This is a genomic window from Mesobacillus sp. ABV4_180 (assembly GCF_056158485.1).
In genome coordinates, this window is record NZ_JBSWTJ010000001.1 from 1181615 (window position 1) to 1204710 (window position 23096).

Here is a 23096-nt window from a genome sequence, read left to right on the forward strand (position 1 = left end):
TGGGATAGTTTTTTTAGGAGGTGAAGACACGTCTTATTTCGTAGTCTAGTTTTCAATTAGTTTTTAAGACTACATATCATCTTTTTTCCTCATCATGATTCTTACTCAACTTAGCATATCTACGATAACCTTTTGGAACAGGAGAATGTTAATGAAAAAACTATCCGCTAAGACGTTTTTGGCTGGATCGCTCGCCGTATCCATGCTATCAGGTTCCATATTTCAAACCAGTGTTTTTGGTGCATCCGCTAATGGGAGCACTACGGAAGAGCCCACGATTTCTTCGAGCACAAATTTAACAGGTGACCGGACCATTACCCTGATAACGGGGGACGTAGTGAAAGTCTCCACCCTGGAGAATGGAAAATACCTTATCAATGTAGAGCCAGCCCAGGATGGCGAGGGGGTCAGGGTATTGAATATCGGGGAAGATACCTATGTATTCCCGAATTCTACGATGCCTTATTTAGCTCAAGGAAAACTGGATCAGGACTTATTCAACATTTCTAAGTTGATCGAATACGGATATGATGACAACAACATGAAATCATTGCCAGTTATTGTGGAATATGAAGAAACGAAGGCAAGAAGCTTCTCTGCCCAGGTTACCCCTAAAGGATCGAAAAAAGTGCGGAACCTGGAGAGTATAAATGGAGCAGCAATTGCAGCTGAAAAGAAAGAGGCAAAGGTTTTCTGGGAAGATGTCACGGTAAAAACTGAAAGCAATAGGCCTGAAAAAGCCTCCCAGTTTGAATATGGGGTAGAAAAAATCTGGCTTGATGGCCGTGTAGAAGCTTCTCTTGACAAGAGCGTTTCTCAGATTGGAGCACCGACTGCATGGGAAGCTGGATATACTGGTGAAGGAGTCAAGGTTGCGGTACTGGATACCGGTATTGACGCGGAGCATCCTGACATCACCCCTCAACTGGATGAAGCGGTCAGCTTTGTGCCCGGTGAAGGAACAGCCGATAAGAATGGCCACGGAACTCACGTTGCCTCCACTATACTCGGTACAGGTGCAGCTGATAGTAAATACAAGGGTGTAGCACCAGACGCGAACCTTTTAGTTGGAAAAGTATTGAGCGATGCTGGTTATGGTCAAGACTCCTGGATCATCGATGGCATGGAATGGGCATCCGAGAAGGCGAAAATCGTGAACATGAGTCTTGGAAGCAGTGAACCAAGTGACGGTACAGACCCAATGGCTCAAGCAGTTAATCGACTCTCAGAAGAAAATGGCACTTTATTCGTCATCGCAGCAGGCAATCGAGGCAGTGAAGGAACAATCGGTTCACCTGGTGCGGCAGATTTGGCTTTGACGGTAGGAGCTGTGGACAAATCGGACAGGCTTGCCTACTTCTCTTCCAAAGGGCCGCGTTATGGAGATATGGGGTTGAAGCCTGATCTATCCGCCCCTGGTGTTGACATAGTGGCAGCTCGCTCCCAGTATTCTCCAGGAAGCGGTTCATACAAAAGCTTAAATGGAACATCCATGGCAACACCACATGTTGCCGGTGCAGCAGCAATACTGGCAGAGAAATACCCCGATTGGGACGGGAATGCATTAAAAGACGCCTTGATGAATTCAACAACCAAACTTGATGCTTACCAGCCTTACCAGGTTGGAACAGGACGAGTGAATGTAGTAAATGCACTCGAAACGCAGGTGAGGGCAACTGGATCAATCTCCTTTGGTTTCTTCAAGTGGCCACACGACCAGGCAGCTCCTGTCGAAAAAGTCGTCACCTATACAAATGAAAGCCAAGAAGACATCACTTTAGAATTGGAAACGACATTTACAAATGCAGAAGGTGCGGAAGCGCCAGCTGGTATGTTGACTCTTTCCGAAAATACAATTAATGTTCCTGCTGGTGGCACAGTAGACGTAAACGTGACCCTCGATTCTACCTTGGGAGAAACAGGATCCCGTTATCAAGGATTCCTGACAGCAAAAGCAGAAGGAACGCCTGTTGTCCATACCACTATGGCAATGGTTAAGGAAGACGAAAGATATCCTCTCACATTGAATGCAACTGACCGTGACGGCTCACCCGGATTAGCCTATATGGTATTATTCAGCGAAGAAATGCAGCCATGGGTATATGCTGTTGACGGTACATTGGAGCTTCGCCTGCCGCCAGGCACTTACTCAGCCATGTCCTTGATGGATGTCGATGTGGAAACTGACAATTACGGTGTAGCCCTAGTTGGAGAGCCGGAAGTGGAGCTGAATGGTCCGAAAACAGTCGAACTGGATGCGAGAAAAGCAAAAGAAATCACTGCAAAAGTACCGAAGAAAACAGAGGCAACATACAGGCGCATGGAGTATTACCAGACATTTGGAGGTTCGCCGATGTCCAGCCTTTATTTGCTGCCTGTCTGGGTGGATAAGATGTATGCTGTCCCAACAACTGAAGTGAAGAATGGCAACTTTGAGCAACTGACTCGCTGGCGTATGACAAAGCCTATGCTGACGATGAGCTATAACGGTCAGGAACTGGATGATATTCCACTAGCGGGAAGTACGCTTTTGGACGGAAAATACAATCTATCCACCGTCTATGCCGGAAAAGGAAATGCAGATGGCTATGATCGTCTAAAGGTGGAAGGCAAAGCTGTCATCGTCAATCGAAACGATGAAGTGAGCGTTTCCGAACAGGCTACTGCAGCCGCTGCTGCTGGAGCAAAGCTATTGATCATCACAAACAATGAAGATAAAGAATTCAGTGTCTATGCAGGGACTCCAGAGTACACAGACAACCCTCTCGCCGTAGCAGCGATCAGCAAAAGCGAAGGGGATAAGCTTGTGAAAGCTGTTCAATCAGGTAACGTTATGTTGAAGGCGGAAGGGGAAACTAACTCTCCATATGTATATGATTTAATGGATGTCCATAAAGGATCTATACCTGACGATTTGTCCTATGCTCCAAGTATGAATGAACTGGCGGTCATCGATACTCGCTATAATTCCCACGTTGAGGCGGCCGGTGGAGAATTCCGTTATGACCTTCGCCCTCATGCAAGTCGTGCAATCGGCTTTTTATACAAGGTGGACTTTCCAAGAGCACGTACGGAATACGTTTCTGCCGTAGAGGGAACGAAATGGTATCACCAGGCTACTGTGCTGGATGCAACCTGGCAAATTCGCCAGCCATTGCAAACCTATGCCGGCGGTGAGAAACTGACTGAAAACTGGTTCTCTCCAGTTGTGCGTCCAAGTCTGGGTGAGGGGTATTGGGCTCCAAAGCGACAGGGAACAGGTTTGCAGATCAATCTACCAGCTTGGGCAGATGCTGGAAAAGGGAATACTGGCGGGACGGATTGGGATGATTCTTACCAAAACCAGACGGTGAAGCTTTACCAGGGAGATACCTTGATCAAGGAAAGCAAGGGACAGGCTTTGAATGTATACGGTATTCCTGCAGAACGCACACAATACCGAGCAGTCACGGAAGCGAAACGAGACCCAGAGCGCTGGAATACTTCAGTCCGCACTCAAACGGAATGGACCTTCTGGACAGAAGCACAAGAGGAATGGCAAACACAGCTTCCGTTCCTGACCCTGGACTATCAAGTCGATACCGATGTAAATGGGAATGCATTGGCGGACGGGCCAACAGCATTAGAACTCTCAGTTGGCAAGGTGAAGAATGCGATCGGCTATGGGGATATCGCAGGTGCCACCCTTGAAGTATCGTTCGACGAAGGGAAGACATGGAGTGAAGTCAAACTTTCCAGAAACGGAGACAGCTATCAGGCTGACATCCAAAACCCGAAGAGCGCTACATCGGTTTCTCTTAAGGCAAGCGCATGGGATGATGAAGGAAACAAAATCTCACAAGAAATCATCAAAGCTTACGGACTAAGATAAAGTGAAAAGATGCCCGCCTTTAAAGGGGCATCTTTATTCTTTTCTCTAGCTGTTAAACATCCTTTACAAAATGAGCCTCATACAAATAGGTTTTTGCGAGGGATTTTACTAATAATCAAACCAGCATATTTATTGGCAGTAACATGATCATTTTTATCCATATAATAATCAAAGAGCTTGACTGAGTAATACTCTACCGTCAATCCATAGCCATTTTTAACAAAGTGGGGCATGGCCAGAGTCTCCAGATACTGATAGTACTTTTCTTCCTCTTCCGATATGGAATGATTGTGCAAGGTAAACAAATGGAGGAATGTCCGATCTGGCACTCTTTTACTTAAAGATAATCCTTCCTCTGCCAGCTTCAGCAATTTATGTTTGGACGTTTTCCCCTCTTTAGATAAAGCGTTGAGGTAGCCCTCCAACGAACCCATGTATAAGGGATTGGAAGATTCTCGTGCATCCATCGCTTTTTTATAATATTCACTTGCTTCTTTATAATATCCATGCATCAAATGTAGGTAGGCCAGGTTATGGTGCAGCCTTGCCCGATGCTGCTCAAGGCCATAATCCTCAGTCATATCGATCAGCCTCTGATACTCCCTTTTCAGGAAAGGAAAGTCCTCCGATTGCTCCTGCTGGATCAAAATCAGCATTTCGGTATCAATGATTCGGGAGAAATTGCGGGTCTTCGTAAAAAACTCCAAGGCCTTACTCGCATTAAAGAAGGCAAGGATTCGGGAATTGAGAAAATTATAAGCACGGGCCAAATCATAATAGTATTCCTGATTCGGATAATATTCGGGATTGATTTTACCTAAAAAATAGACTGAACGAACGTAATCATGTTTCAGGGATTGATAGAAAATACCTTTGATATGCAGCAGCATATTCTCTTCATATTTTGTCAAACCGGTCCAGGCATCCATCTCGTCTATAAGCCTCTGAGACAAATGCTCATCCGATATGGATAAATAAAATCTGGTCAGCACCATCGTGTAAGTCCGATAAAAATCCGGGATATGTAAAAGCTCCATTCGATCAAGTTGATGCTTGATTTCCTCTGCCTTTTTCTTTTGATTCCTTACAATCGCATCAAGCCAATTTTTTAGCAAAGTCTCCACACTTTTGTACTCGGAAACTTTCTCTTCCATCATGATTCCAAGACGTTGACATAGCAAAAGGATTGTTTCATCCGAGACCTCGGTTAAACCCCGCTCGATTTTGCTGATATGGGTAGTTGAACAGATTCCTGCTCCCAAATCCTTCTGCTTCATTTTCTGTAGCTCCCGATAAAGCTTAATAATCTTCCCCTCTAACATGATGTCATCCCCTATTAAGTTGTTTTCTGCTTTTTCTAATTTTATCATGGTGCTCGGGAGTTGGAAAAGAGGGTGGGACTCTGGGATTTTAAAGGGAATTCCATTAAAAAAACCTCCCTGTTGGGAGGTCGTCAATATTATTCATTTAGCGCTTTTTCAAGGGTAGCGATATTATTTTTCATCAATGTAATGTAAGTTTCATCATTTTTTATATCTTCGTCGGTCAATACAGAAAGATTGTGGAGAGTAAGCAATTTTGCACCAATTTCACCCTGAACCATTTTAGCGAGCCTGGAATCAAAATTTTGCTCATTCAATACATATTTAATCTTTTCTTCTTTTGCATGTGTGATCAACTGCTGCAATTCTTTTTGTGATGGCTCGTTTGTTGTTGATTGGCCGGAAATACTGATTTGGTGGATACCGTACCGCTCTTCCCAATAACCGTAGGCAGAGTGGGAGACGATGATCTCCTTCCGCTTTGCTGAGTCAATAACCTCTGTAAACTGCTGATCAATTGCTTTCAATTGGGCAGATAGTTCCGTGTAATTTTTTTCGAACGTATCTTTATGCTCAGGCATTTGCTCAACTAATTGTTCCTTAATTGCCAACGCCAGCTCATTCGCATAAATCGGGTCAAGCCAGACATGCGGATCGACATCGCCGTGATCGTGGGCATCTTCACCTTCATGGCTAGCTTCTTCCTCATGATCGGTTTCATCCTCATGGTCAGTTCCATCCTCATGTCCGGCTTCATCTTCGTGGCCTTCGTCTTCATGACCAGCTTCATCCTCTTGGGCACCTTCCTCGAGATGCAGTGTTTCTCCAACGGGCACCATTTTAACATCCTCGTTTTCCAGAGTTTTGCTGGCTTTATCAACAAAACCTTCAAGCCCCAGGCCTACATAGAAAAATAAGTCTGAGTCCGCCAGTGCCATCATATCTTTTTGAGATGGTTCAAATGTATGCTCATCTGCTCCTGGGGGGTAGATGGTTTCAACATTGACATAGTCGCCGCCGATCTGCTGTGCGAAAAACTGGAGCGGATATACAGTGGTATATACCTGCAGCATGTTGTCATCCTTGTCTTTGTCAGCTGATTCCTGTGCACAGCCGCTGAGAAAAATGCTGATTAACATAATAAAGGATAAAATAATTGCGATTTTTTTCATTGTTAGCGCCTCCTGAATATTAAAACGGACTCATTACGATTTAGAAGCGGATTCTTTAGCTTTCTTAGTTTACTAGACCATCAATAAAAATATTAATTCGTAATGGTTACGATTTACCTTCTGTATCATACAAAAGGTTGGAGGTAAAAGCAAGTAAAAAATTTTGGTTCATCTATAAGTTTGATGTATGCTATTAAAAAGAGAATTTTTAAAGGAGCTGCAAAAAAATGAGAATGCTTGAAGAAATCCTGAATTTCAATGAACAGTTCGTCGCTGAAAAAAAATATGAAGAATTTACGACGACCAAATTTCCTAATAAAAAGATGGTTATTTTAACATGCATGGATACACGGCTTGTGGAACTCCTGCCGAGAGCATTGAATGTTCGGAATGGGGATGTGAAGATTGTTAAAAATGCCGGTGCGCTAATCATGCATCCGTTTGGAAGTATTATGAGGAGCCTGCTTGTCGCTGTTTACCAGCTGAAGGCTGAAGAAGTGGTGATCATCGGCCATTATGACTGCGGAATGAGCGGGATGAAGCCTGATATCGTAATTGAGGAAATGCTAAAGCGCGGTGTCGCTGAAGAAACGCTGGGAACATTAAATTATTCAGGTATTGATGTTCAGGAATGGCTTCATGGATTTGACAACGTCAAGGACAGCGTTGCCCACAGTGTTGAAATCGTCCGAAACCATCCTTTAATGCCAAAAGATGTTCCCGTACATGGCCTGGTGATCGATCCAGCGACTGGAAGACTGGATCAGGTGATCAATGGGTATGAAGGGTAAATCTACTTATTAATGATTATGCGCTTTTGCCTTTTTCTTTGAAGGCCACACTTCGGGTACAGGATCAATGCCGCCGGGGTGGAAGGGCTGGCACTTCAAGATACGGACAATCGTCATCAAGCCACCTTTCAATGCGCCAAAACGTTTGATCGACTCCAGTCCGTAGTGAGAGCATGTAGGATAGAATCGGCATGTTGGCGGTTTTATAGGCGAAATGACGATCTGGTAAAAACGGATAATGCCGATGAATGCTTTTTTTAGCATGTGATTGCGATCCCTTCTCTAGCTTATTAACGATTCAAAGGAGCTGCTGCCAGCTCCTTATTTTTTTTCGTCATTTTCTATTTCAGGAGCATCTCCCTGGCTGTTGTTTTTGTCAACAGGGTCGATCGTGTGCTTAAATTGATAGGCTTTAGAGGTGGTCACTACGCTTAATACAAGAACAATGATAACAATGACGACTGAGATAATCAAAACTGTATACATAAAAATGCCTCCTTTGCTTCAAAATTATTTTAGCATGTTCTTTTCTGCCATAGGAAAAAAGTTGCTGTCAAGATGTTTGTTACCACAAAGGCAGGGGAATATACATTAATGAATTAAGAGGAGGATGAAAATACAATGGCACAAAAAGATTTAATCCAAGCAGTTAATCAGCAAGTAGCAAACTGGACGGTCCTTTACACTAAGCTTCATAACTATCACTGGTACGTCAAAGGCCGCCATTTCTTCACGCTGCATGTTAAATTCGAAGAACTTTACAATGAAGCAGCAGTAATTATAGATGAATTCGCAGAAAGAATCCTCGCACTTGAAGGAAAACCTGTTGCGACTCTTAAAGAATGCCTGGAAATGTCTACTGTCAAGGAAGCAAAAGGCAATGAAAAAGAAGAGGATATGGTCAGCCAACTGCATGACGACTTCTCTAAAATTGTGGACGAGCTGCAAGAAGGAATTGAACTTGCAGAACAAGAAGAAGATGCAGCTACTGCTGACATGTTGACTGAGGTAAAAAAGAGCCTTCGCAAGCATATGTGGATGTTCAAGGCCTATTTGGGTTAAAAGTAAAACTGGCCGTTTTAACTTAATGTTTTCGGCCTTGAGATGCAAAATGGGAATTCACAGTGCAATATGCACAGTATTTCGCATTTGAATTAGCAGGTGTTTTATCATATATCTTAGCACACAAAAAGCTCAGAGCCATAAAAGCCCTGAGCTTTCTTTATATTAGTGCGTTGTTGTACATTAGCACCTGTTCGCATAATAACGGGATATTTATTCAATCCAAATTGATGTAGCCTTGTTGTTTAGTCTTTTTCTTAATAATGCGAACTATTTTATCAGAGTTCCACCATTCCTCTGCTTTTGGGAGAAGGGAGACAACCTCATATGCTAATTTTTCGTAAATATCATCTGGAATAGGTTCTTCGTCATATCTAAAAGAGTCGTGTTCCTCATTTGGTTCAAGTCGTGTACAAGGAACGTGGTGAGTTGTGTTTACCTTATTTGGAGGAAAATGAGGTCCACCCTTAATTGTAAAACCATTGACTGGAGAAGCCCCAATTTCAACAATGAACCCACCACCATACTTGTCAAAGAAGAAAGAAATAAGGTCAATTCGGGATTCTAATATCCGTCGAAAATGAGGAAAAGACCCCTTAAAGCCCTTTTCTCTTAATAATGGTACAAGAATTGATTTCAGTGCTTTAATCATTTCATCACGTCCAGAAGACATAAAAAAACCCCTTTTTTTGATTCCGTTCGTTATTCAAATCTATTTTATCCCATATTCTTCATTAAACTTAACTGCATCTGTAGTTGAATAAGCTTCCTTTATCCAAAATCCTGTTTATCATTTTTAGCACACCAATTAGCATACGAATTCGAAGGCTGACAATAACTTCTGCCATCCTGTTAAAAAGGGGTGAAAATCCAGGTGCTAAAACCCCTTATTATGCACAGAAAAGCTTGATATATCTACAAAAAGATGCAGTCCAATTCAATTACGAATTGGACTTCTATTTTGTGTGCTAATGAAGTTTTTGTACTCGAAAACCCAACCCGTTAGTCTTAACGGGCCAGTTTTTTTGTGATAAAAGAAAAAACCGGCTTCAGCAGCCGGCAGATATGTATGTTATGACGATTCATCAATGGACATTGCGGGAAGAATAGGAATTTACTGAACGCGCTCCGAAATCATCCTGGGCAAACTTGCCCTTCAGGCTTTCAATCAGATAGTGGCCCATCAAATCATAAAGCTCTTGTTTATCAAGATCATGAATGATTTTCAGCAAATCTTCACGGCTCATTTCTTCAAGGAAAGCAAAAGCGAGCATATCGATATCCTCTTCGTCACCGGTCAATTTATTACGATATAATTCGTACAGCTCATCAATCAGTTTCATTTCAATTCACCTCTCCTTCTTTTTGTCCATAATCCATTTTATTCTTATATTTATTAAATACCCTCCATAGGAAAAAATATGCCTTGATATTGAAGTATTTTCCTGAGCGTAAGTCCTGCAATTGTCTCTGTATTGTTTTTCATTTTACCATAATACATCCCATTAGGTGGGTGGGAAAATTTATTTATTTAAGGATATTCAGATTGACAGCAGGGAAGGATATCCATGAGGTGATTCAGCATGCCAGATCAAAAAAGAACTTACTATATCAACATAAGTGATGGCGAGATTTCCAGCGTATCGACTGCATCTCCATGGAACTTCAAGATTGAAGCGACAGATGAAGAAATTACGAACTTAAGGGAGATTTTCGATCAGAGCCATTCAACGGGATGGCAAAACTTCATGAGAGCCCATGTACCTTACGTTCAGTATCATTATGACAGGGAAAATGATGCATTGGACCGCCAGCTGGTACAAGTATATGAAACGATCTACAAGCTAGGTGATGATGAAGCTAAACAGCATATCGAAAGCATGGGTATCCTATCGGGAAATAGAGCCGCAGACTGATGTCTGCGGTTTATTCATTTACCGGCTTTCCTATATAATAAAAGAAAGAAGTTTGTGGGAGAGATTAGGGATGGAAAAGTTCAGAGATTTGAATGGGGCCGAAGTGACGCTTGCTTTTCATGAAAATGCTTTTGATATAAAACCGGAACATATTTTGGTGATATGCAAATATAAAGGTGAGTGGCTGCTGACCAGCCATAGCGAAAGGGGACTCGAGTTTCCTGGCGGCAAAGTGGAGAAAGGCGAAACGCTGGAAAAAGCAGCCCACCGAGAGGTCATGGAGGAAACAGGTGCTGTGTTGAGTACGCTTGAAAGTATTGGTGAGTACCAGGTTGTCGCGGAAGATACATCGTTTGTAAAGCGAATTTTTTATGGTGTAGCAGAAGAGATTGTTCCCCAGGATGATTATCTCGAAACAGGCGGACCGGTGTTTGTTAACGGGGATTTATTATCGCTTAGGATGAATGATGAATTCAGTTTTATCATGAAAGACGATGTTGTGAAAAGAAGTCTGGAATATTTATGTGAAAAAGAGTAAAACTCACCTTGTGTAAACAGCCGGACATATAATCCGGCTGTTTTAATGATTATTTTTGATCAGTTTCTTTTCGAGAAGCTCGACAAGCTGGTACATAACGGTCGCAAATACGGCGATGACAAACAGCGACAGGAACACGAGGGTAAAGTTGAATACCTGGAATCCGTAGATAATCATATAGCCGAGCCCTCGCGCAGAGACGAGGAATTCCCCTACGATGACCCCAACCCAGGAAAGGCCGACATTCACCTTCAAAGTTGAGATGATGGTGGGAAAGGAGGCTGGCAGAATCGCTTCCCGGAAGCATTGAGCCCTGGTTGCTCCAAATGTCTGAAGCACTTTAAGGTAATTGGGATCGACCTCTTTGAAGGCGGTGTACACAACGATTGTCGTGATGATGATGGAGATGATTGCTCCCATTGCGACAATCGATGTTAAATTGGTGCCGAGAGCGACAATCAAAATCGGGCCAAGGGCAACCTTGGGCATTGAATTCAGCACAACAAGATAGGGGTCCAATATTTTTGAAAGCATTGGTGACCACCATAACAGTGCAGCGAGTACTGTTCCGAGAAGGGTGCCAAGGATGAAACCAAGGACGGTTTCGGCCAGTGTCACACCGAGGTTCACAGCTAATGATCCGTCCATCGTCTTCTCGATTAACAAATTCCATATCTTTGAAGGTGAGCTGAACAGGAGCGGATCAATCCATTTCTGCTGGCTGGAAATTTCCCAAGTTCCGAAGAAAGCGATAAAGATTAGCAGTTGGTACAAGCGGATAATTTTCCGCTCCCGGCTCAGGCTTTTCAAATAGTTTTGATGGAGGAGTTCAGTTTTCTTCTGGTTCAATGGATTCCAACTCCTTCCATATATTCTGGAACAGCTCGTTGTATAAAGGATGGTTCCTAGCCTCAAACGGACTTAAGTTCCTTAACTCATCTGGGATCGAGAATGTTTTGTGCAACCGCCCCGGCCTTGGCGAGAACAAGAAGATTCGGTCGCTCATGGCAATGGCTTCTCCGATATCATGGGTTACTAGAATCGCTGTCTTGCCAAATGATTTTAAGGTGTTGGAAACCAGGTCCTCAAGTTTAAGTTTAGTCTGGTAATCCAAAGCCGAAAATGGTTCATCCAGCATGAGCAGCTTCGGTGCCGTTGCCAGAGTCCGGACCAGTGCCACACGCTGGCGCATCCCGCCGGAAAGCTGTTTTGGGTAAAGGGATTCAACATTCTCCAATCCCATTTGCCCGAGCAGCGCTAAAACTTCTTTTTTCTTCGACTCTTCCAAAGTACCGCTGATCTTTAAGCCAAGCAGAATATTTTCCTCGATTGTTTTCCATGGAAAAAGATAGTCTTGCTGCAGCATGTAACCGGTCTGGTTCGTAGCATCCTTAACAGTTTTCCCTTCCAGCGTGATCTGGCCATCTGTTGGCTCTATCAGGCCCGCGATGATGGAAAGCAGCGTTGTTTTGCCGCAGCCGCTCGGACCCAGGAAGGAGACAAACTCGCCTTCCCGGACATCGAGTGAAATATCATTCAAGGCAGTGACAGCGGATGTTTTTGTGAAATATGTGTGATGGATTCCTCTTAATGTCAAAAAGTCCATTGGCTGCAACCTCCTTTTATTTCATGACATCTCCTGCAACCTCTGTATTGACCAGGGTTTCATGGCTGACTTCCTTAGGAAGTTCACCTGCTTCATCCATGATGTCCTGCAGGTTATTCCACTCTTTTTCATCCAGGATCGGATCCGTTGCGAAAGACCCCTGGCTCTTGTATCTCTCAACAACTGTTTCAATTAACTCTAAATCTGTATCTTTAAAATATTCCTGGATGGCTTCGGCCGTTTCTTTTGCACTATGGGAATCCACCCATTGCTGTGCCTTGTAAACGGCACGTGTGAATTTCTCGATTGTTTCGGGATTTTTCTTCATAAAGCTTTGTTTTGCCATGAAAGTGGTATAAGGTACATGACCGGACTCTGTTCCGAACGAAGCGACGATATGGCCTTTGCCTTCTTTTTCAAACAAACTCGCAGTTGGCTCGAACAGTTGGACAAAGTCTCCAGTGCCGGATGCGAAGGCGTTAGGGATATTCGCAAAATCAATGTTCTGAATCAATTCGAGGTCCTGCTGTGGGTCGATTCCATGTTTCTTTAAAACAAATTCACCAACCATTTGAGGCATTCCGCCTTTGCGCTGGCCAAGGAAAGTTGATCCGTTCAGCTGATTCCATGAAAAATCATCCATTTTTTCTCTTGAAACAAGGAAGGTTCCATCCGTCTGGGTCAGCTGGGCAAAGTTGATGACTGGGTCATTTGATCCCTGTGCATAGACGTAAATGGAAGTTTCCGATCCTACAAGGGCGATATCTGCCGCATTAGAAAGTACGGCTGTCATGGTTTTGTCACCGCCCCATGCAGTCGTCAATTCAACATTTAACCCTTCATCCTCAAAAAATCCTTTTGCAAGGGCAACATATTGAGGAGCATAGAAAATCGAACGAGTGACCTCGGCAACCTTGACTGTCTGTACCTTTTCCTTACCGCAGGCAGCAAGAGGTATAATAAGGACAGCAATCAAAAATAAAGCGAAACCGGCTTTGAACCATTTTTTCATACAAATGCCTCCTAAAAATCTGTCTTAAATTGGGCTTAGGATATCGTATGAATCATCGAAAAATGTGTGAATGCCCAGGTACCAAAATTAAAATAATTTCATATAGAGGAGTGATTCGTTTGGCAAATGACGGTCAAATGTACTCAGCTTTCAAATTTCCTTCCCCTAATCCGTCTGTTGAGATGGAAATGGTGACCTATTATGCAGGCGGATTGAGAGTGAAAGGACTTCTGGCCAAACCTGCAGATGGAAGCGGAACAGAAGGGTTCCTGTATTTGCGCGGGGGCATTAAGAATGTGGGCAAGGTGAGGCCGGCGAGGATTGCCCAGTTCGCCTCCGAGGGTTTTACCGTATTTGCCCCATTCTATCGCGGCAACCAGGGTGGAGAAGGGGATGAGGATTTTGGCGGCGAAGACCGTGTTGATGCCTTTGCAGGGTTCCAGCTGCTGCAATCTTTTCCATGGGTAGATAAAATTCATATCTTTGGTTTTTCCCGCGGAGGGTTGATGGCATTATTGACGGGCATCAAATTCCCTGAAGCAGCGTCAGTAGTGACATGGGGCGGTGTAACGGATATGTCTTTGACCTATGTCGAGAGAAAAGACTTGCGGCGGATGATGAAAAGGGTGATCGGCGGCTCGCCGAAGAAGGTTCCGAAAATGTACAGGTTCAGGACACCTTTATACCAGATTGAAAACCTGAATGCACCGGTGCTTTTGATTCATGGCAGGAATGACCGAAATGTATCCGTTGAACATTCATACCGTCTCGAGAAACGGCTGAAAGAGTTGGACAAGCCTGTAGAAAGCTGGTATTTTGATGAATATACACACTACTTTCCGCCCGTGACCAACCGGAAAGTTGTCGAGGATTTAACGAATTGGATGAAAACGCAGTCACAACAATGATAAAATAAAAAGTGAAGGCTTAAGTGACCAATGAAGAGGAGCGAGAAAGATGGGAATGCCATTAGAGTTGAATACAATGATCGTAACAAAGGGCAGGGAAAAACGGCTCGAAGACAATTTCTTCTCTCTGGAAAAGGAAGGCTACAGGCTTTACCCGATTGACATTCCGCTAGAAGTCAAAAAGACGATTGAAGGTGACCTGTCAGGAACCGGCGTCATCACAAAAGTCGAGTGGACAAAAAATGTTACCACACTCACATATAAGTTGATTTCATTGAATTCAACGAACTAAGCAGGGCACAAATTGTGCTCTGTTTTTTATTGGAGAGAATACTGTGGTGATGAGCGAATAAGAGTGTGAGCGGATCACCAATCGGCTTTATTGATGCTCTGTTTTACATGAAATCGGAAAATGAGGTCACCAATCGGGTTCATTGGAGCCCTGTTTTTTCTGAAATCGGAAAATGAGGTCCCCAATCGGGTTCATTGGCGCCGTGTTTTTTCTGAAATCGGAAATTCACGTCACCAATCAGCTTCATTGGTGACCCGTTTTTCCTGAAATAGGAAAAATAGGTGGCCAATCGGCATCATTGGTGCTTTGTTTTTCCTAAAATAGGAAAATGAGGTCACCAATCGGGTTCATTAGCGCCATGTTTTTCCTAAAATAGGAAAATGAGGTCACCGATCGGGTTCATTAGCGCGTGTTTTACCTGAAATAGGAAAATGAAGTCACCAATCGGGTTTATTAGAGCCCTGTTTTTCCTGAAATAGGAAAATAAAGTCACCAATCGGGTTCATTAGCGCCGTGTTTTACCTGAAATAGGAAAATGAGGTCCCGACTCGGGTTCATTAGCGCCGTGTTTTACCTGAAATAGGAAAATGAAGTCACCAATCGGGTTTATTAGCGCCCTGTTTTTCCTGAAATCGGAAATTCACGTCACCAATCAGCTTTATTGGTGACCCGGTTTTCCTGAAATAGGAAAATGAGGTCACCAATCGGGTTTATTGGAGCTCTGTTTTTCCTGAAATTGGAAAATAAGGTTACCAATCTGTTTTATTGGAGCCCTGTTTATCCTGAAAATAGGAAATTCAGGTCACCAACCAGGTTCATTAGTACCCTGTTTTTCCTGAAATCAAAATAACAGGTGACCAATCTGTTTCACTTGCTATCTTATATTGTTCAGCTAAACCCTAAAAAAGCACGAACAGGAAAAGAAGCAAAAGCAAAGACCATCTCCTCCTCAGAGATGGCCTCAAAAAAATTCTATTTCGCTGTAGGTCCGCCTTTTTCTTCGATCTCTGAAGGTACGTTAGAGAACTTTTTGAAGTTTTCGCGGAACTTTCCGGCAAGCTCGTTTGCTTTAACATAGTAAGCGTCTTTGTCGTTCCAAGTTTTTACTGGCTGCAGGACATCGTCCGGTACACCTGGAACGTGTTGAGGGATGTCAAGGCCGAAGATTTCGTCTTTGACTGTTTCGACATTGTTCAATTCGCCTTCAAGTGCTGCCTGGACCATTGCACGAGTGTACGCCAGCTTCATGCGGCTTCCTGTACCGTATTCTCCGCCAGTCCATCCAGTGTTAACAAGGAATACCTTCGCGTTGTGCTCATCGATTTTTTCACCCAGCATTTCCGCGTACCTTGTTGCAGCGAGCGGAAGGAATGGTGAACCGAAGCATGTTGAGAAAGTAGCCTGCGGTGACGTGATACCGCGCTCTGTGCCTGCAAGCTTTGATGTATAGCCGCTCAAGAAATGGTACATTGCCTGTTCCTTTGACAGCTTGGCGATTGGAGGCAATACTCCAAAAGCATCTGCAGTCAGGAATACAATAGCATTTGGGTGTCCCGCAATGCTTGGTTCTACGATGTTATCGATTGCCTGGATTGGGTAAGCTGCGCGAGTGTTTTCTGTCAGTGTGCTGTCATCATAATCAGCGACACGTGTTTCGTTGTCGACAACAACATTTTCAAGTACAGAACCGAAGCGAATCGCATCATAGATTTGCGGTTCTTTTTCCTTGGACAAGTTGATGCACTTTGCATAGCAGCCGCCTTCGATGTTGAACACACCATTTGCTGACCAGCCATGCTCGTCATCACCAATCAAGCGGCGGTTCGTATCAGCCGATAAAGTTGTCTTGCCAGTTCCAGAAAGTCCGAAGAACAATGCTACATCGCCTTCGCGACCTACGTTTGCAGAGCAGTGCATAGAAAGAATGCCGTTCTCAGGCAGAATGTAATTCATGACGGAGAAAATCGATTTCTTCATTTCACCAGCATACTCAGTTCCGCCAATCAACACGACGCGCTGTTCGAAAGAAACGATGATGAATGTCTCGGAATTTGTGCCATCGATCTTAGGGTCAGCCTTGAAAGTCGGAGCAGAGATTACCGTGAATTCGGATTCATGTCCAAGAAGCTCTTCCTCGTTCGGGCGGATGAACAATTGATGAGCGAACAGGTTGTGCCATGCATACTCATTGATGACCTGGATTGGAAGTCGGTATTTCTTGTCAGCACCTGCGAAGCCCTTGAATACAAAAACTTCCTCTTTTTCTTTTAGGAAATTCAGGACTTTATTATAAAGCTTTGTGAAAGATTCCTCAGAAATAGGCTGGTTGACGGATCCCCAGTCAATTTTATCTTTTACGGCTTCTTCTTCAACAATGAATTTATCCTTGGGTGAACGGCCAGTATATTTTCCAGTTGTTGCTCTGACTGCGCCAGTTGAAGTCAGTACTCCTTCGTTGCGGTTCAGTACTTTTTCAACAAGCTGGGGAACAGATAGCTGTACCTGTATATTGCTTCCTTTTAATAAAGCTGAAAGTTCGTTTGATATTCCTACAACATTCATCGGAGAATACCTTCCTTTTTTATAGATTCAAAATTCATATCAACTTTGAGAAATGTCCAGCTCCAGCGCCTAGCCCCTCGAGACGCTTGTCTAGCTGCGGCTCCTAACTCCTCGAGACGCTTCGGTCCTGCCAATGAAGTCAAAGAGCGACTTCACTGTCAGGCCCTCCAGCGCTTGTCGGAGTTGGCAGTCGCCTCCGCTTTTCGAATTGTCTAGTGTTGCCTCCTAGAAACTCCGAAACTTCAACTCCGCCCGCAGAAGCAAAAAGCGCTTCTTTGTCGGAGTCTCCAGTTTCTTCGTTCTGGACAGTCGGCTATACTTTTCGATTTCGGTCCGCCCAATGAAGTCAAAGAGCGACTTCACCGGTCGGCCCTCCAGCGCTTGTCGGGGCTGACCAAGGCGCTTCCGCATTTCTTGCAAGTTTAATATTTTGTAAGTGTTTACATCTCGGATAATAGTATAACACATTAGTTTAATTAGTCTATACTAATGAATTAAAAAAATAACCTTTTACCTATGTACTAACATAGTTTTAAATCTTTTACAAACAATCATCATTATTTATGCAAAAAAGGAATTTACTTCAATATAAATGGGAAAAAATCTATGAAAACATTCTTAGGAAAAAACTTTCAACAACAATCGACAAAAACAACGAGAAAATGATTGACATGTAATTATAGGTTCGTTATGATTTTGATTTGAACGGATACTCTCTTATCCCGAGCTGGTGGAGGGACAGGCCCAATGAAACCCAGCAACCTGCAAACGAGAAAAACAGCTGTTTTACTGCTGACATTTTCCGGGCAAAGGTGCTAACCTGACGCAAGGGAATTGCCCTTGAACGATAAGAGCGAAAGGCGCGGATTGAAGCAAAACCTTTCCTCATGAATTGGAGAGGTTTTTTATATTGCTTTTTTCCGTTCACAGCTGGTAAAAAAACAGCTGGACTGCCTTCTTTGGTGTCATTGCTCCCATGGGTAAGATTAGGAAATGATCATTCAGCATGAATCTAAATCATTTTTTTCTAATAAAAACTCAGCGTTTATTTCATACTACATAGGGAATGAGTACCGTATCAAACCGAGGTTTGTATTGGGACAGCCTCGATCTATTTTTATAAATGAGGGAGGAAATCAGATGTCAACAAAACGTCGTTTGTTCACTTCTGAATCAGTAACTGAAGGCCATCCGGATAAGATTTGTGACCAGATCTCTGACGCAATCTTGGATGCAATCCTTGCAAAGGATGCTAACGCTCGTGTTGCTGCTGAAACATCAGTTACTACAGGCCTTGTACTTGTTGCAGGGGAAATCACTACATCTACATACGTAGATATTCCGAAAATCGTTCGTGAAACAGTTAAGGAGATTGGCTATACTCGTGCCAAGTACGGTTTTGACTCTGAAACTTGTGCAGTTTTGACTTCTATTGACGAGCAGTCTGCTGATATCGCAATGGGTGTTGACCAGGCTCTTGAAGCACGTGAAGGCCAAATGTCTGATGATGAAATCGAAGCTATCGGCGCTGGTGACCAGGGCTTGATGTTCGGTTTTGCCTGCAACGAAACGAAAGAGCTTATGCCTCTTCCGATTTCTTTGGCACACAAGCTTTCACGCCGCCTGACTGAAGTGCGCAAGGAAGAAATCCTTCCATACCTTCGTCCAGACGGTAAAACTCAGGTAACGGTAGAATACGATGAGAACGACAAGCCAATCCGCATCGATACAATCGTTATTTCAACTCAGCACCATCCAGAGGTTTCACTTGAGCAAATCCAGCGCAACCTTAAAGAACATGTCATCAATCCTGTTGTACCAAAAGAATTGATCGACGAGAACACAAAATACTTCATCAACCCAACAGGCCGTTTCGTAATCGGCGGACCACAGGGTGATGCTGGTCTGACTGGCCGCAAAATCATCGTTGATACTTACGGCGGATATGCTCGTCACGGCGGCGGCGCATTCTCTGGTAAGGATCCTACTAAAGTTGACCGTTCAGCTGCATATGCTGCACGTTACGTTGCGAAGAACATCGTAGCTGCTGGCCTTGCTGAAAAAGTTGAAGTTCAGCTTGCATACGCAATCGGCGTTGCCCGTCCGGTATCTATTTCAATCGATACTTTCGGAACAGGCAAAGTAAGCGAAGATGTGTTGATCGACGTTGTAAACAGCAACTTCGACCTTCGTCCTGCAGGAATCATCAACATGCTTGACCTGCGCAAGCCAATCTACAAGCAGACTGCTGCTTATGGACACTTCGGCCGTTCTGACGTTGACCTTCCATGGGAACGTACAGACAAGGCTGAGGCACTTCGCACTCAAGCTGAAGGAAAATAAAATGATAAGGGAGTTGCATAGAAATATGTAACTCCCTTTCTTTTTTTGCGTCGAATTATCGAACCGTTCAAAACCATAATGGTTTTTGTTTACCGCTTTCATCGATGTAGAGAATGTTTGCATATGGTTCAAAAGGTGTAAAATAAAGTATTACCTTAAATTTCCCTTAGATTTTACTGCAAAATATTAGCGTTTAATGGTAGTATTAGATGGTATGTTTTTTGAGAGTAAGATTACAATAAATTAGTCTTGAAATGGAGAAGGTGAAGTACATAATGTGTGGCTTTATCGGTTGTGTACATGAAAAAGCACAGGAATTCAGCAGCGACCAAAAGCAGCTGTTTAAAAATATGAATGATATTATTTCCCACCGCGGACCGGACGATGATGGTTATTTTTATGATGAGCACATCCAGTTTGGCTTCCGCCGTCTGAGCATCATTGACATTGAAGCTGGACACCAGCCATTGACGTATGAAAATGAGCGGTACTGGATCATTTTCAATGGCGAAATCTACAACTATCTTGAGCTTCGTGAAGAGCTGATTGAAGAAGGATTGACGTTCGAAACTCATTCTGACACAGAAGTCATCATTGCCCTCTACAGCCATGTAAAAGAGCAGGCTGTCGACAAGCTGCGTGGTATGTTCGCATTTGTCATTTGGGATAAACAGGAACAGGTTCTATTCGGTGCCCGTGATCATTTTGGAATCAAGCCATTCTTCTATTTTGAAGATGGAGACCGTACATTCTTCGGTTCCGAAAAGAAGAGCATACTGCTGGCATTGGAAAATGATGTCCTTGATTACAAGGCGCTGCAGCATTACTTGACGTACCAATTCGTACCGGAACCTAATACATTGTCTGAAGGCATTTATAAGCTTGAGCCAGGTCATTATTTTACAAAGAAGATCGGATCGCCAATGGAAATCAAACGCTACTGGAAAGCAAGCTTCTCGCCGATCCAGAAAACGGAAGAAGAATTCACGAAGGAGATCAGGGACGTCCTCTTCGAATCCGTGAAAATTCACATGCGCAGTGATGTGCCTGTCGGTTCGTTCCTTTCTGGCGGTATTGACTCATCCATCATCGCGTCGATTGCCAAGCAATATCATCCAGGGATTAAGACATTCTCGGTTGGTTTTGAACGAAATGGCTTCAGCGAGATCGATGTCGCGAAAGAAACGGCTGATAAACTCGGTGTTGAAAACATCAGCTATGTCATCAGCCCGCAGGAATACATGGATGAACTTCCGAAGATCATGTGGCATATGGATGATCCTCTAGCCGATCCGGCAGCTGTACCATTGTATTTCGTTGCCCGTGAAGCAAGGAAGCATGTAACGGTTGTTCTATCAGGTGAAGGTGCGGATGAATTGTTCGGCGGTTATAACATCTACCGTGAACCGCAGGACCTGGAAATGTTCAACAAGATCCCGCAAGTAGGGAAGTCCATGCTGAAAGGCATCGCGAAAATGATGCCAGAGGGAATGAAGGGTAAAAGCTTCATTGAACGCGGCGTGACTCCAATGGAAGAGCGTTATATCGGAAACGCGAAAATGTTCTCTGAAAAAGAGAAGAGCGAGCTTCTGCACGTTTATAATGGCCAGTACGATTACAGGGATATCACGAAGCCTCTATACAGAGAGAGCAGAGGATATGACCCTGTTGATACCATGCAATATATCGATATCCATACGTGGATGCGCGGCGACATTTTATTGAAAGCTGATAAAATGACGATGGCCCACTCCCTTGAGCTGCGCGTGCCATTCTTGGATAAGATTGTGTTTGAAACAGCTTCAAAGATCCCAACGAGCCTGAAAACGGCTAATAATACGACGAAGTACATTTTGCGTAAAGCCGCAGAAGGTGTGGTTCCCGACCATGTACTTACCCGCAAAAAGCTTGGCTTCCCAGTGCCGATTCGCCACTGGCTGAAGGATGAAATGAATGAATGGGCTAAGAACATCATTAAGGAAAGCAACACGGAACATTTAATCAATAAGTCATATCTACTGAAATTATTGGATGACCATTGCCAGAACAAGGCTGACAACAGCCGTAAAATCTGGACTGTTCTTATGTTCATGATGTGGCATGATGTTTACGTCGAAAAAAAATACTCCTTCCAGAAGGAGTATGAGGCACAAAAAGTATTGCAATCTTTAAAAGGCTAATCAAGGCAGGTAGGTAATAGCCTGCCTTCCCATCTGCACCCATGCTTCCACGAAATCCTGCATGGGTGCTTTTTTATTTTTTTCACCCGTCAAAGGATCGTTAAAATATACATGATTTTGGTCATAGCCTGTAATCAGGACAGAATGCTCCTTCGTTGTTACTCTTACTTCTCCGTTCGGTGTATACCATCTCTGGAAAAAGCTATCGTCCAGCCTCTCATATTCAGTATTGGTAATAATCCAGACAGGCCGGTTGTCAGACAGGTGGATTTTCAGTTCCTGAAACTCAGCACCAGTCAGGTCCTTTATTTTACCGGGAAGATACTGTTCGGCCAGTTCAGCAATTGGTTTATGATAGACGCCAAGACCAGGTTTGGTGTAGGTGTACATATTGCCGACAAACCCTTCATTCGGATCTCCAAAATAGATTTTGCCATGATCCAGTCTGTATTCTGCCGGGTTTTTCTTCACTTCCCTCGCAAGTGTCAGCTTGTCCACTTGAACACTTCTGAATTGTAAAAGCATGGCGAGGCTTGTAACTTCGCAGCCTCTTGGAAGCTCTGGCATCTGCCATATGATTGGGGCGTCCAGCAGGACCTGTTCCTTTATTGGAATGATTTCAGCTTTATCATCTTCTATAGCTTTGGGCGACACAGCGGGCTCTGGCTCATCAAGCCAGTCCTTGACTGATTGGACTGCTTTGGCGACATGAGAAGCCTGCAGATTCTCCAGCATGAAAGCGCCGGCTACTGATGTAAAAACAAGCAGGAACATCATTATGGATTTCAGCATGCTATTCTGTTTTCGGATCAACAGTAAAAACAAAGCGAGCAGCGATATGATCGCTGCGATCGGTATAAATAATGTGTCCACATCCATCACCTGTTTCGTCCGCATAATTGGAAAAATAGTCGGGTATAGTATATAGATTAATATCGGACTGATGGTGGATTTGTTAAGTAGATGGAGTGATCACCATCTATTTGTTTTGAAGACTTTTATAATATTGTCCTTTTTCGGCGTACTCTCGTGATATTCGTTCCATGTCGCGGATATCGTCTTCATTCAGCTCGCGGATAACCTTGGCTGGCCTTCCGAATGCGAGTGTGTTTGGCGGGATTTTTTTACCCTGAGGAACAAGGCTTCCTGCGCCGATAAATGCGCCTTCGCCAATTTCGGCCTGGTCGAGTATAATCGAGCCCATGCCAATCAAGGCCTTTTTCCTGATAATGCAGCTGTGGAGTATGACCTGGTGGCCGACTGTTACTTCGTCCTCAAGGATCAGCGGATTGTTCGGGCTTTGATGGAGGACCGAGTTATCCTGTATATTCACTTTATTGCCGATAATGGTCGGGGCTACATCGCCGCGGATCGAGGTGTTGAACCAGACACTGGACTCCTCGCCGATTTCGACATCGCCAGTAATCGTTACGTAATCTGCAATAAACGCAGAATCTGCTATTTTTGGTGTTTTGCCATTGTAAGGATAAATCATTGTGCACACTCCTGAATAAAATGGAT

At 43.7% G+C, this 23096-nt stretch carries 21 protein-coding genes and 1 riboswitch; of the genes, 9 read left to right on the plus strand and 12 right to left on the minus strand.

What is annotated here, in order from left to right; all coding sequences use genetic code 11:
- Positions 1 to 151 precede the first annotated feature (151 nt).
- Positions 152 to 3871, plus strand: a complete 3720-nt coding sequence (locus tag ACXAEA_RS05920) for a S8 family peptidase (protein WP_475094989.1) — start codon at positions 152 to 154, stop codon at positions 3869 to 3871.
- Positions 3872 to 3948: 77 nt separating this feature from the next.
- On the opposite strand, the gene ACXAEA_RS05925 is transcribed toward ACXAEA_RS05920, so the two are convergent.
- Both ACXAEA_RS05925 and ACXAEA_RS05930 read right to left on the minus strand, forming a co-directional pair.
- On the minus strand, positions 3949 to 5193 hold the full coding sequence (locus tag ACXAEA_RS05925; RefSeq protein ID WP_475094990.1) for a helix-turn-helix domain-containing protein: 1245 nt from the start codon (positions 5191 to 5193) through the stop codon (positions 3949 to 3951).
- Between the two features lie 137 nt (positions 5194 to 5330).
- Positions 5331 to 6365, minus strand: coding sequence for a metal ABC transporter solute-binding protein, Zn/Mn family (locus ACXAEA_RS05930; RefSeq protein ID WP_475094991.1), 1035 nt, complete (start codon positions 6363 to 6365; stop codon positions 5331 to 5333).
- Between the two features lie 227 nt (positions 6366 to 6592).
- On the opposite strand from ACXAEA_RS05930, the gene ACXAEA_RS05935 reads away from it, so the two are divergent.
- Complete coding sequence (locus ACXAEA_RS05935; RefSeq protein WP_475094992.1) at positions 6593 to 7156, plus strand: beta-class carbonic anhydrase; 564 nt, start codon at positions 6593 to 6595, stop codon at positions 7154 to 7156.
- A gap of 9 nt (positions 7157 to 7165) precedes the next feature.
- Here ACXAEA_RS05935 and yidD read toward each other — a convergent pair whose 3' ends face one another.
- Both yidD and ytzI read right to left on the minus strand, forming a co-directional pair.
- On the minus strand, positions 7166 to 7420 hold the full coding sequence (gene yidD / locus ACXAEA_RS05940; protein WP_475094993.1) for a membrane protein insertion efficiency factor YidD: 255 nt from the start codon (positions 7418 to 7420) through the stop codon (positions 7166 to 7168).
- A 57-nt stretch (positions 7421 to 7477) separates the two neighbouring features.
- Positions 7478 to 7642 (minus strand): YtzI protein, encoded by a 165-nt coding sequence (gene ytzI / locus ACXAEA_RS05945; protein ID WP_475094994.1) that lies wholly within the window; start codon positions 7640 to 7642, stop codon positions 7478 to 7480.
- Between the two features lie 135 nt (positions 7643 to 7777).
- Here ytzI and ACXAEA_RS05950 point away from each other — a divergent pair, with 135 nt between their 5' ends.
- On the plus strand, positions 7778 to 8218 hold the full coding sequence (locus tag ACXAEA_RS05950; protein WP_475094995.1) for a Dps family protein: 441 nt from the start codon (positions 7778 to 7780) through the stop codon (positions 8216 to 8218).
- A 217-nt stretch (positions 8219 to 8435) separates the two neighbouring features.
- Here the strand turns inward: ACXAEA_RS05950 and ACXAEA_RS05955 are convergent, their stop codons facing one another.
- Both ACXAEA_RS05955 and ACXAEA_RS05960 read right to left on the minus strand, forming a co-directional pair.
- Entirely contained in the window at positions 8436 to 8891 is a 456-nt protein-coding gene (locus ACXAEA_RS05955; RefSeq protein WP_475094996.1) for a DUF4304 domain-containing protein, read from the minus strand.
- A gap of 412 nt (positions 8892 to 9303) precedes the next feature.
- On the minus strand, positions 9304 to 9561 hold the full coding sequence (locus ACXAEA_RS05960; protein ID WP_475094997.1) for a DUF6154 family protein: 258 nt from the start codon (positions 9559 to 9561) through the stop codon (positions 9304 to 9306).
- A 240-nt stretch (positions 9562 to 9801) separates the two neighbouring features.
- On the opposite strand from ACXAEA_RS05960, the gene ACXAEA_RS05965 reads away from it, so the two are divergent.
- On the plus strand, positions 9802 to 10134 hold the full coding sequence (locus ACXAEA_RS05965) for a hydrolase (RefSeq protein WP_475094998.1): 333 nt from the start codon (positions 9802 to 9804) through the stop codon (positions 10132 to 10134).
- Positions 10135 to 10204: 70 nt separating this feature from the next.
- A complete protein-coding gene (gene ytkD, locus ACXAEA_RS05970) occupies positions 10205 to 10672 on the plus strand; it encodes an RNA deprotection pyrophosphohydrolase (RefSeq protein WP_475094999.1) in 468 nt (155 codons plus the stop codon).
- A gap of 42 nt (positions 10673 to 10714) precedes the next feature.
- Here ytkD and ACXAEA_RS05975 read toward each other — a convergent pair whose 3' ends face one another.
- From ACXAEA_RS05975 to ACXAEA_RS05985, 3 genes are read right to left on the minus strand one after another with little or no spacing between them, the layout of a single operon-like run.
- Positions 10715 to 11521 carry an ABC transporter permease gene (locus tag ACXAEA_RS05975; protein WP_475095000.1) on the minus strand — a complete coding sequence of 269 codons (807 nt, stop codon included), beginning with the start codon at positions 11519 to 11521 and terminating at the stop codon, positions 10715 to 10717.
- On the minus strand, positions 11502 to 12278 hold the full coding sequence (locus tag ACXAEA_RS05980) for an ABC transporter ATP-binding protein (RefSeq protein WP_475095001.1): 777 nt from the start codon (positions 12276 to 12278) through the stop codon (positions 11502 to 11504). Before ACXAEA_RS05980 ends, ACXAEA_RS05975 begins: the two co-directional genes overlap by 20 nt.
- A 16-nt stretch (positions 12279 to 12294) precedes the next feature.
- Positions 12295 to 13290 (minus strand): ABC transporter substrate-binding protein, encoded by a 996-nt coding sequence (locus tag ACXAEA_RS05985; RefSeq protein ID WP_475095002.1) that lies wholly within the window; start codon positions 13288 to 13290, stop codon positions 12295 to 12297.
- Positions 13291 to 13427: 137 nt separating this feature from the next.
- Between ACXAEA_RS05985 and ACXAEA_RS05990 the strand changes: the two genes are divergently transcribed.
- Together ACXAEA_RS05990 and ACXAEA_RS05995 are read left to right on the plus strand one after the other, a co-directional pair.
- On the plus strand, positions 13428 to 14198 hold the full coding sequence (locus ACXAEA_RS05990; RefSeq protein WP_475098062.1) for an alpha/beta hydrolase family protein: 771 nt from the start codon (positions 13428 to 13430) through the stop codon (positions 14196 to 14198).
- A 49-nt stretch (positions 14199 to 14247) separates the two neighbouring features.
- Positions 14248 to 14490 carry a DUF2584 domain-containing protein gene (locus tag ACXAEA_RS05995; RefSeq protein WP_475095003.1) on the plus strand — a complete coding sequence of 81 codons (243 nt, stop codon included), beginning with the start codon at positions 14248 to 14250 and terminating at the stop codon, positions 14488 to 14490.
- Between the two features lie 972 nt (positions 14491 to 15462).
- On the opposite strand, the gene pckA is transcribed toward ACXAEA_RS05995, so the two are convergent.
- Positions 15463 to 17052, minus strand: a complete 1590-nt coding sequence (gene pckA / locus ACXAEA_RS06000) for a phosphoenolpyruvate carboxykinase (ATP) (RefSeq protein ID WP_475095004.1) — start codon at positions 17050 to 17052, stop codon at positions 15463 to 15465.
- Positions 17053 to 17766: 714 nt separating this feature from the next.
- Positions 17767 to 17906: riboswitch (SAM riboswitch) on the plus strand.
- Positions 17907 to 18192: 286 nt separating this feature from the next.
- On the opposite strand from pckA, the gene metK reads away from it, so the two are divergent.
- Both metK and asnB read left to right on the plus strand, forming a co-directional pair.
- On the plus strand, positions 18193 to 19395 hold the full coding sequence (gene metK, locus ACXAEA_RS06005; protein WP_475095005.1) for a methionine adenosyltransferase: 1203 nt from the start codon (positions 18193 to 18195) through the stop codon (positions 19393 to 19395).
- A gap of 275 nt (positions 19396 to 19670) precedes the next feature.
- Complete coding sequence (asnB, locus tag ACXAEA_RS06010; protein WP_475095006.1) at positions 19671 to 21575, plus strand: asparagine synthase (glutamine-hydrolyzing); 1905 nt, start codon at positions 19671 to 19673, stop codon at positions 21573 to 21575.
- Here the strand turns inward: asnB and ACXAEA_RS06015 are convergent, their stop codons facing one another.
- Both ACXAEA_RS06015 and ACXAEA_RS06020 read right to left on the minus strand, forming a co-directional pair.
- The gene (locus ACXAEA_RS06015; protein ID WP_475098063.1) at positions 21576 to 22454 is read right to left on the minus strand and encodes a C39 family peptidase; all 879 of its coding nucleotides are present in this window, start codon (positions 22452 to 22454) and stop codon (positions 21576 to 21578) included.
- A gap of 100 nt (positions 22455 to 22554) precedes the next feature.
- Entirely contained in the window at positions 22555 to 23070 is a 516-nt protein-coding gene (locus ACXAEA_RS06020; RefSeq protein WP_475095007.1) for a gamma carbonic anhydrase, read from the minus strand.
- Between the last annotated feature and the right edge of the window lie 26 nt (positions 23071 to 23096).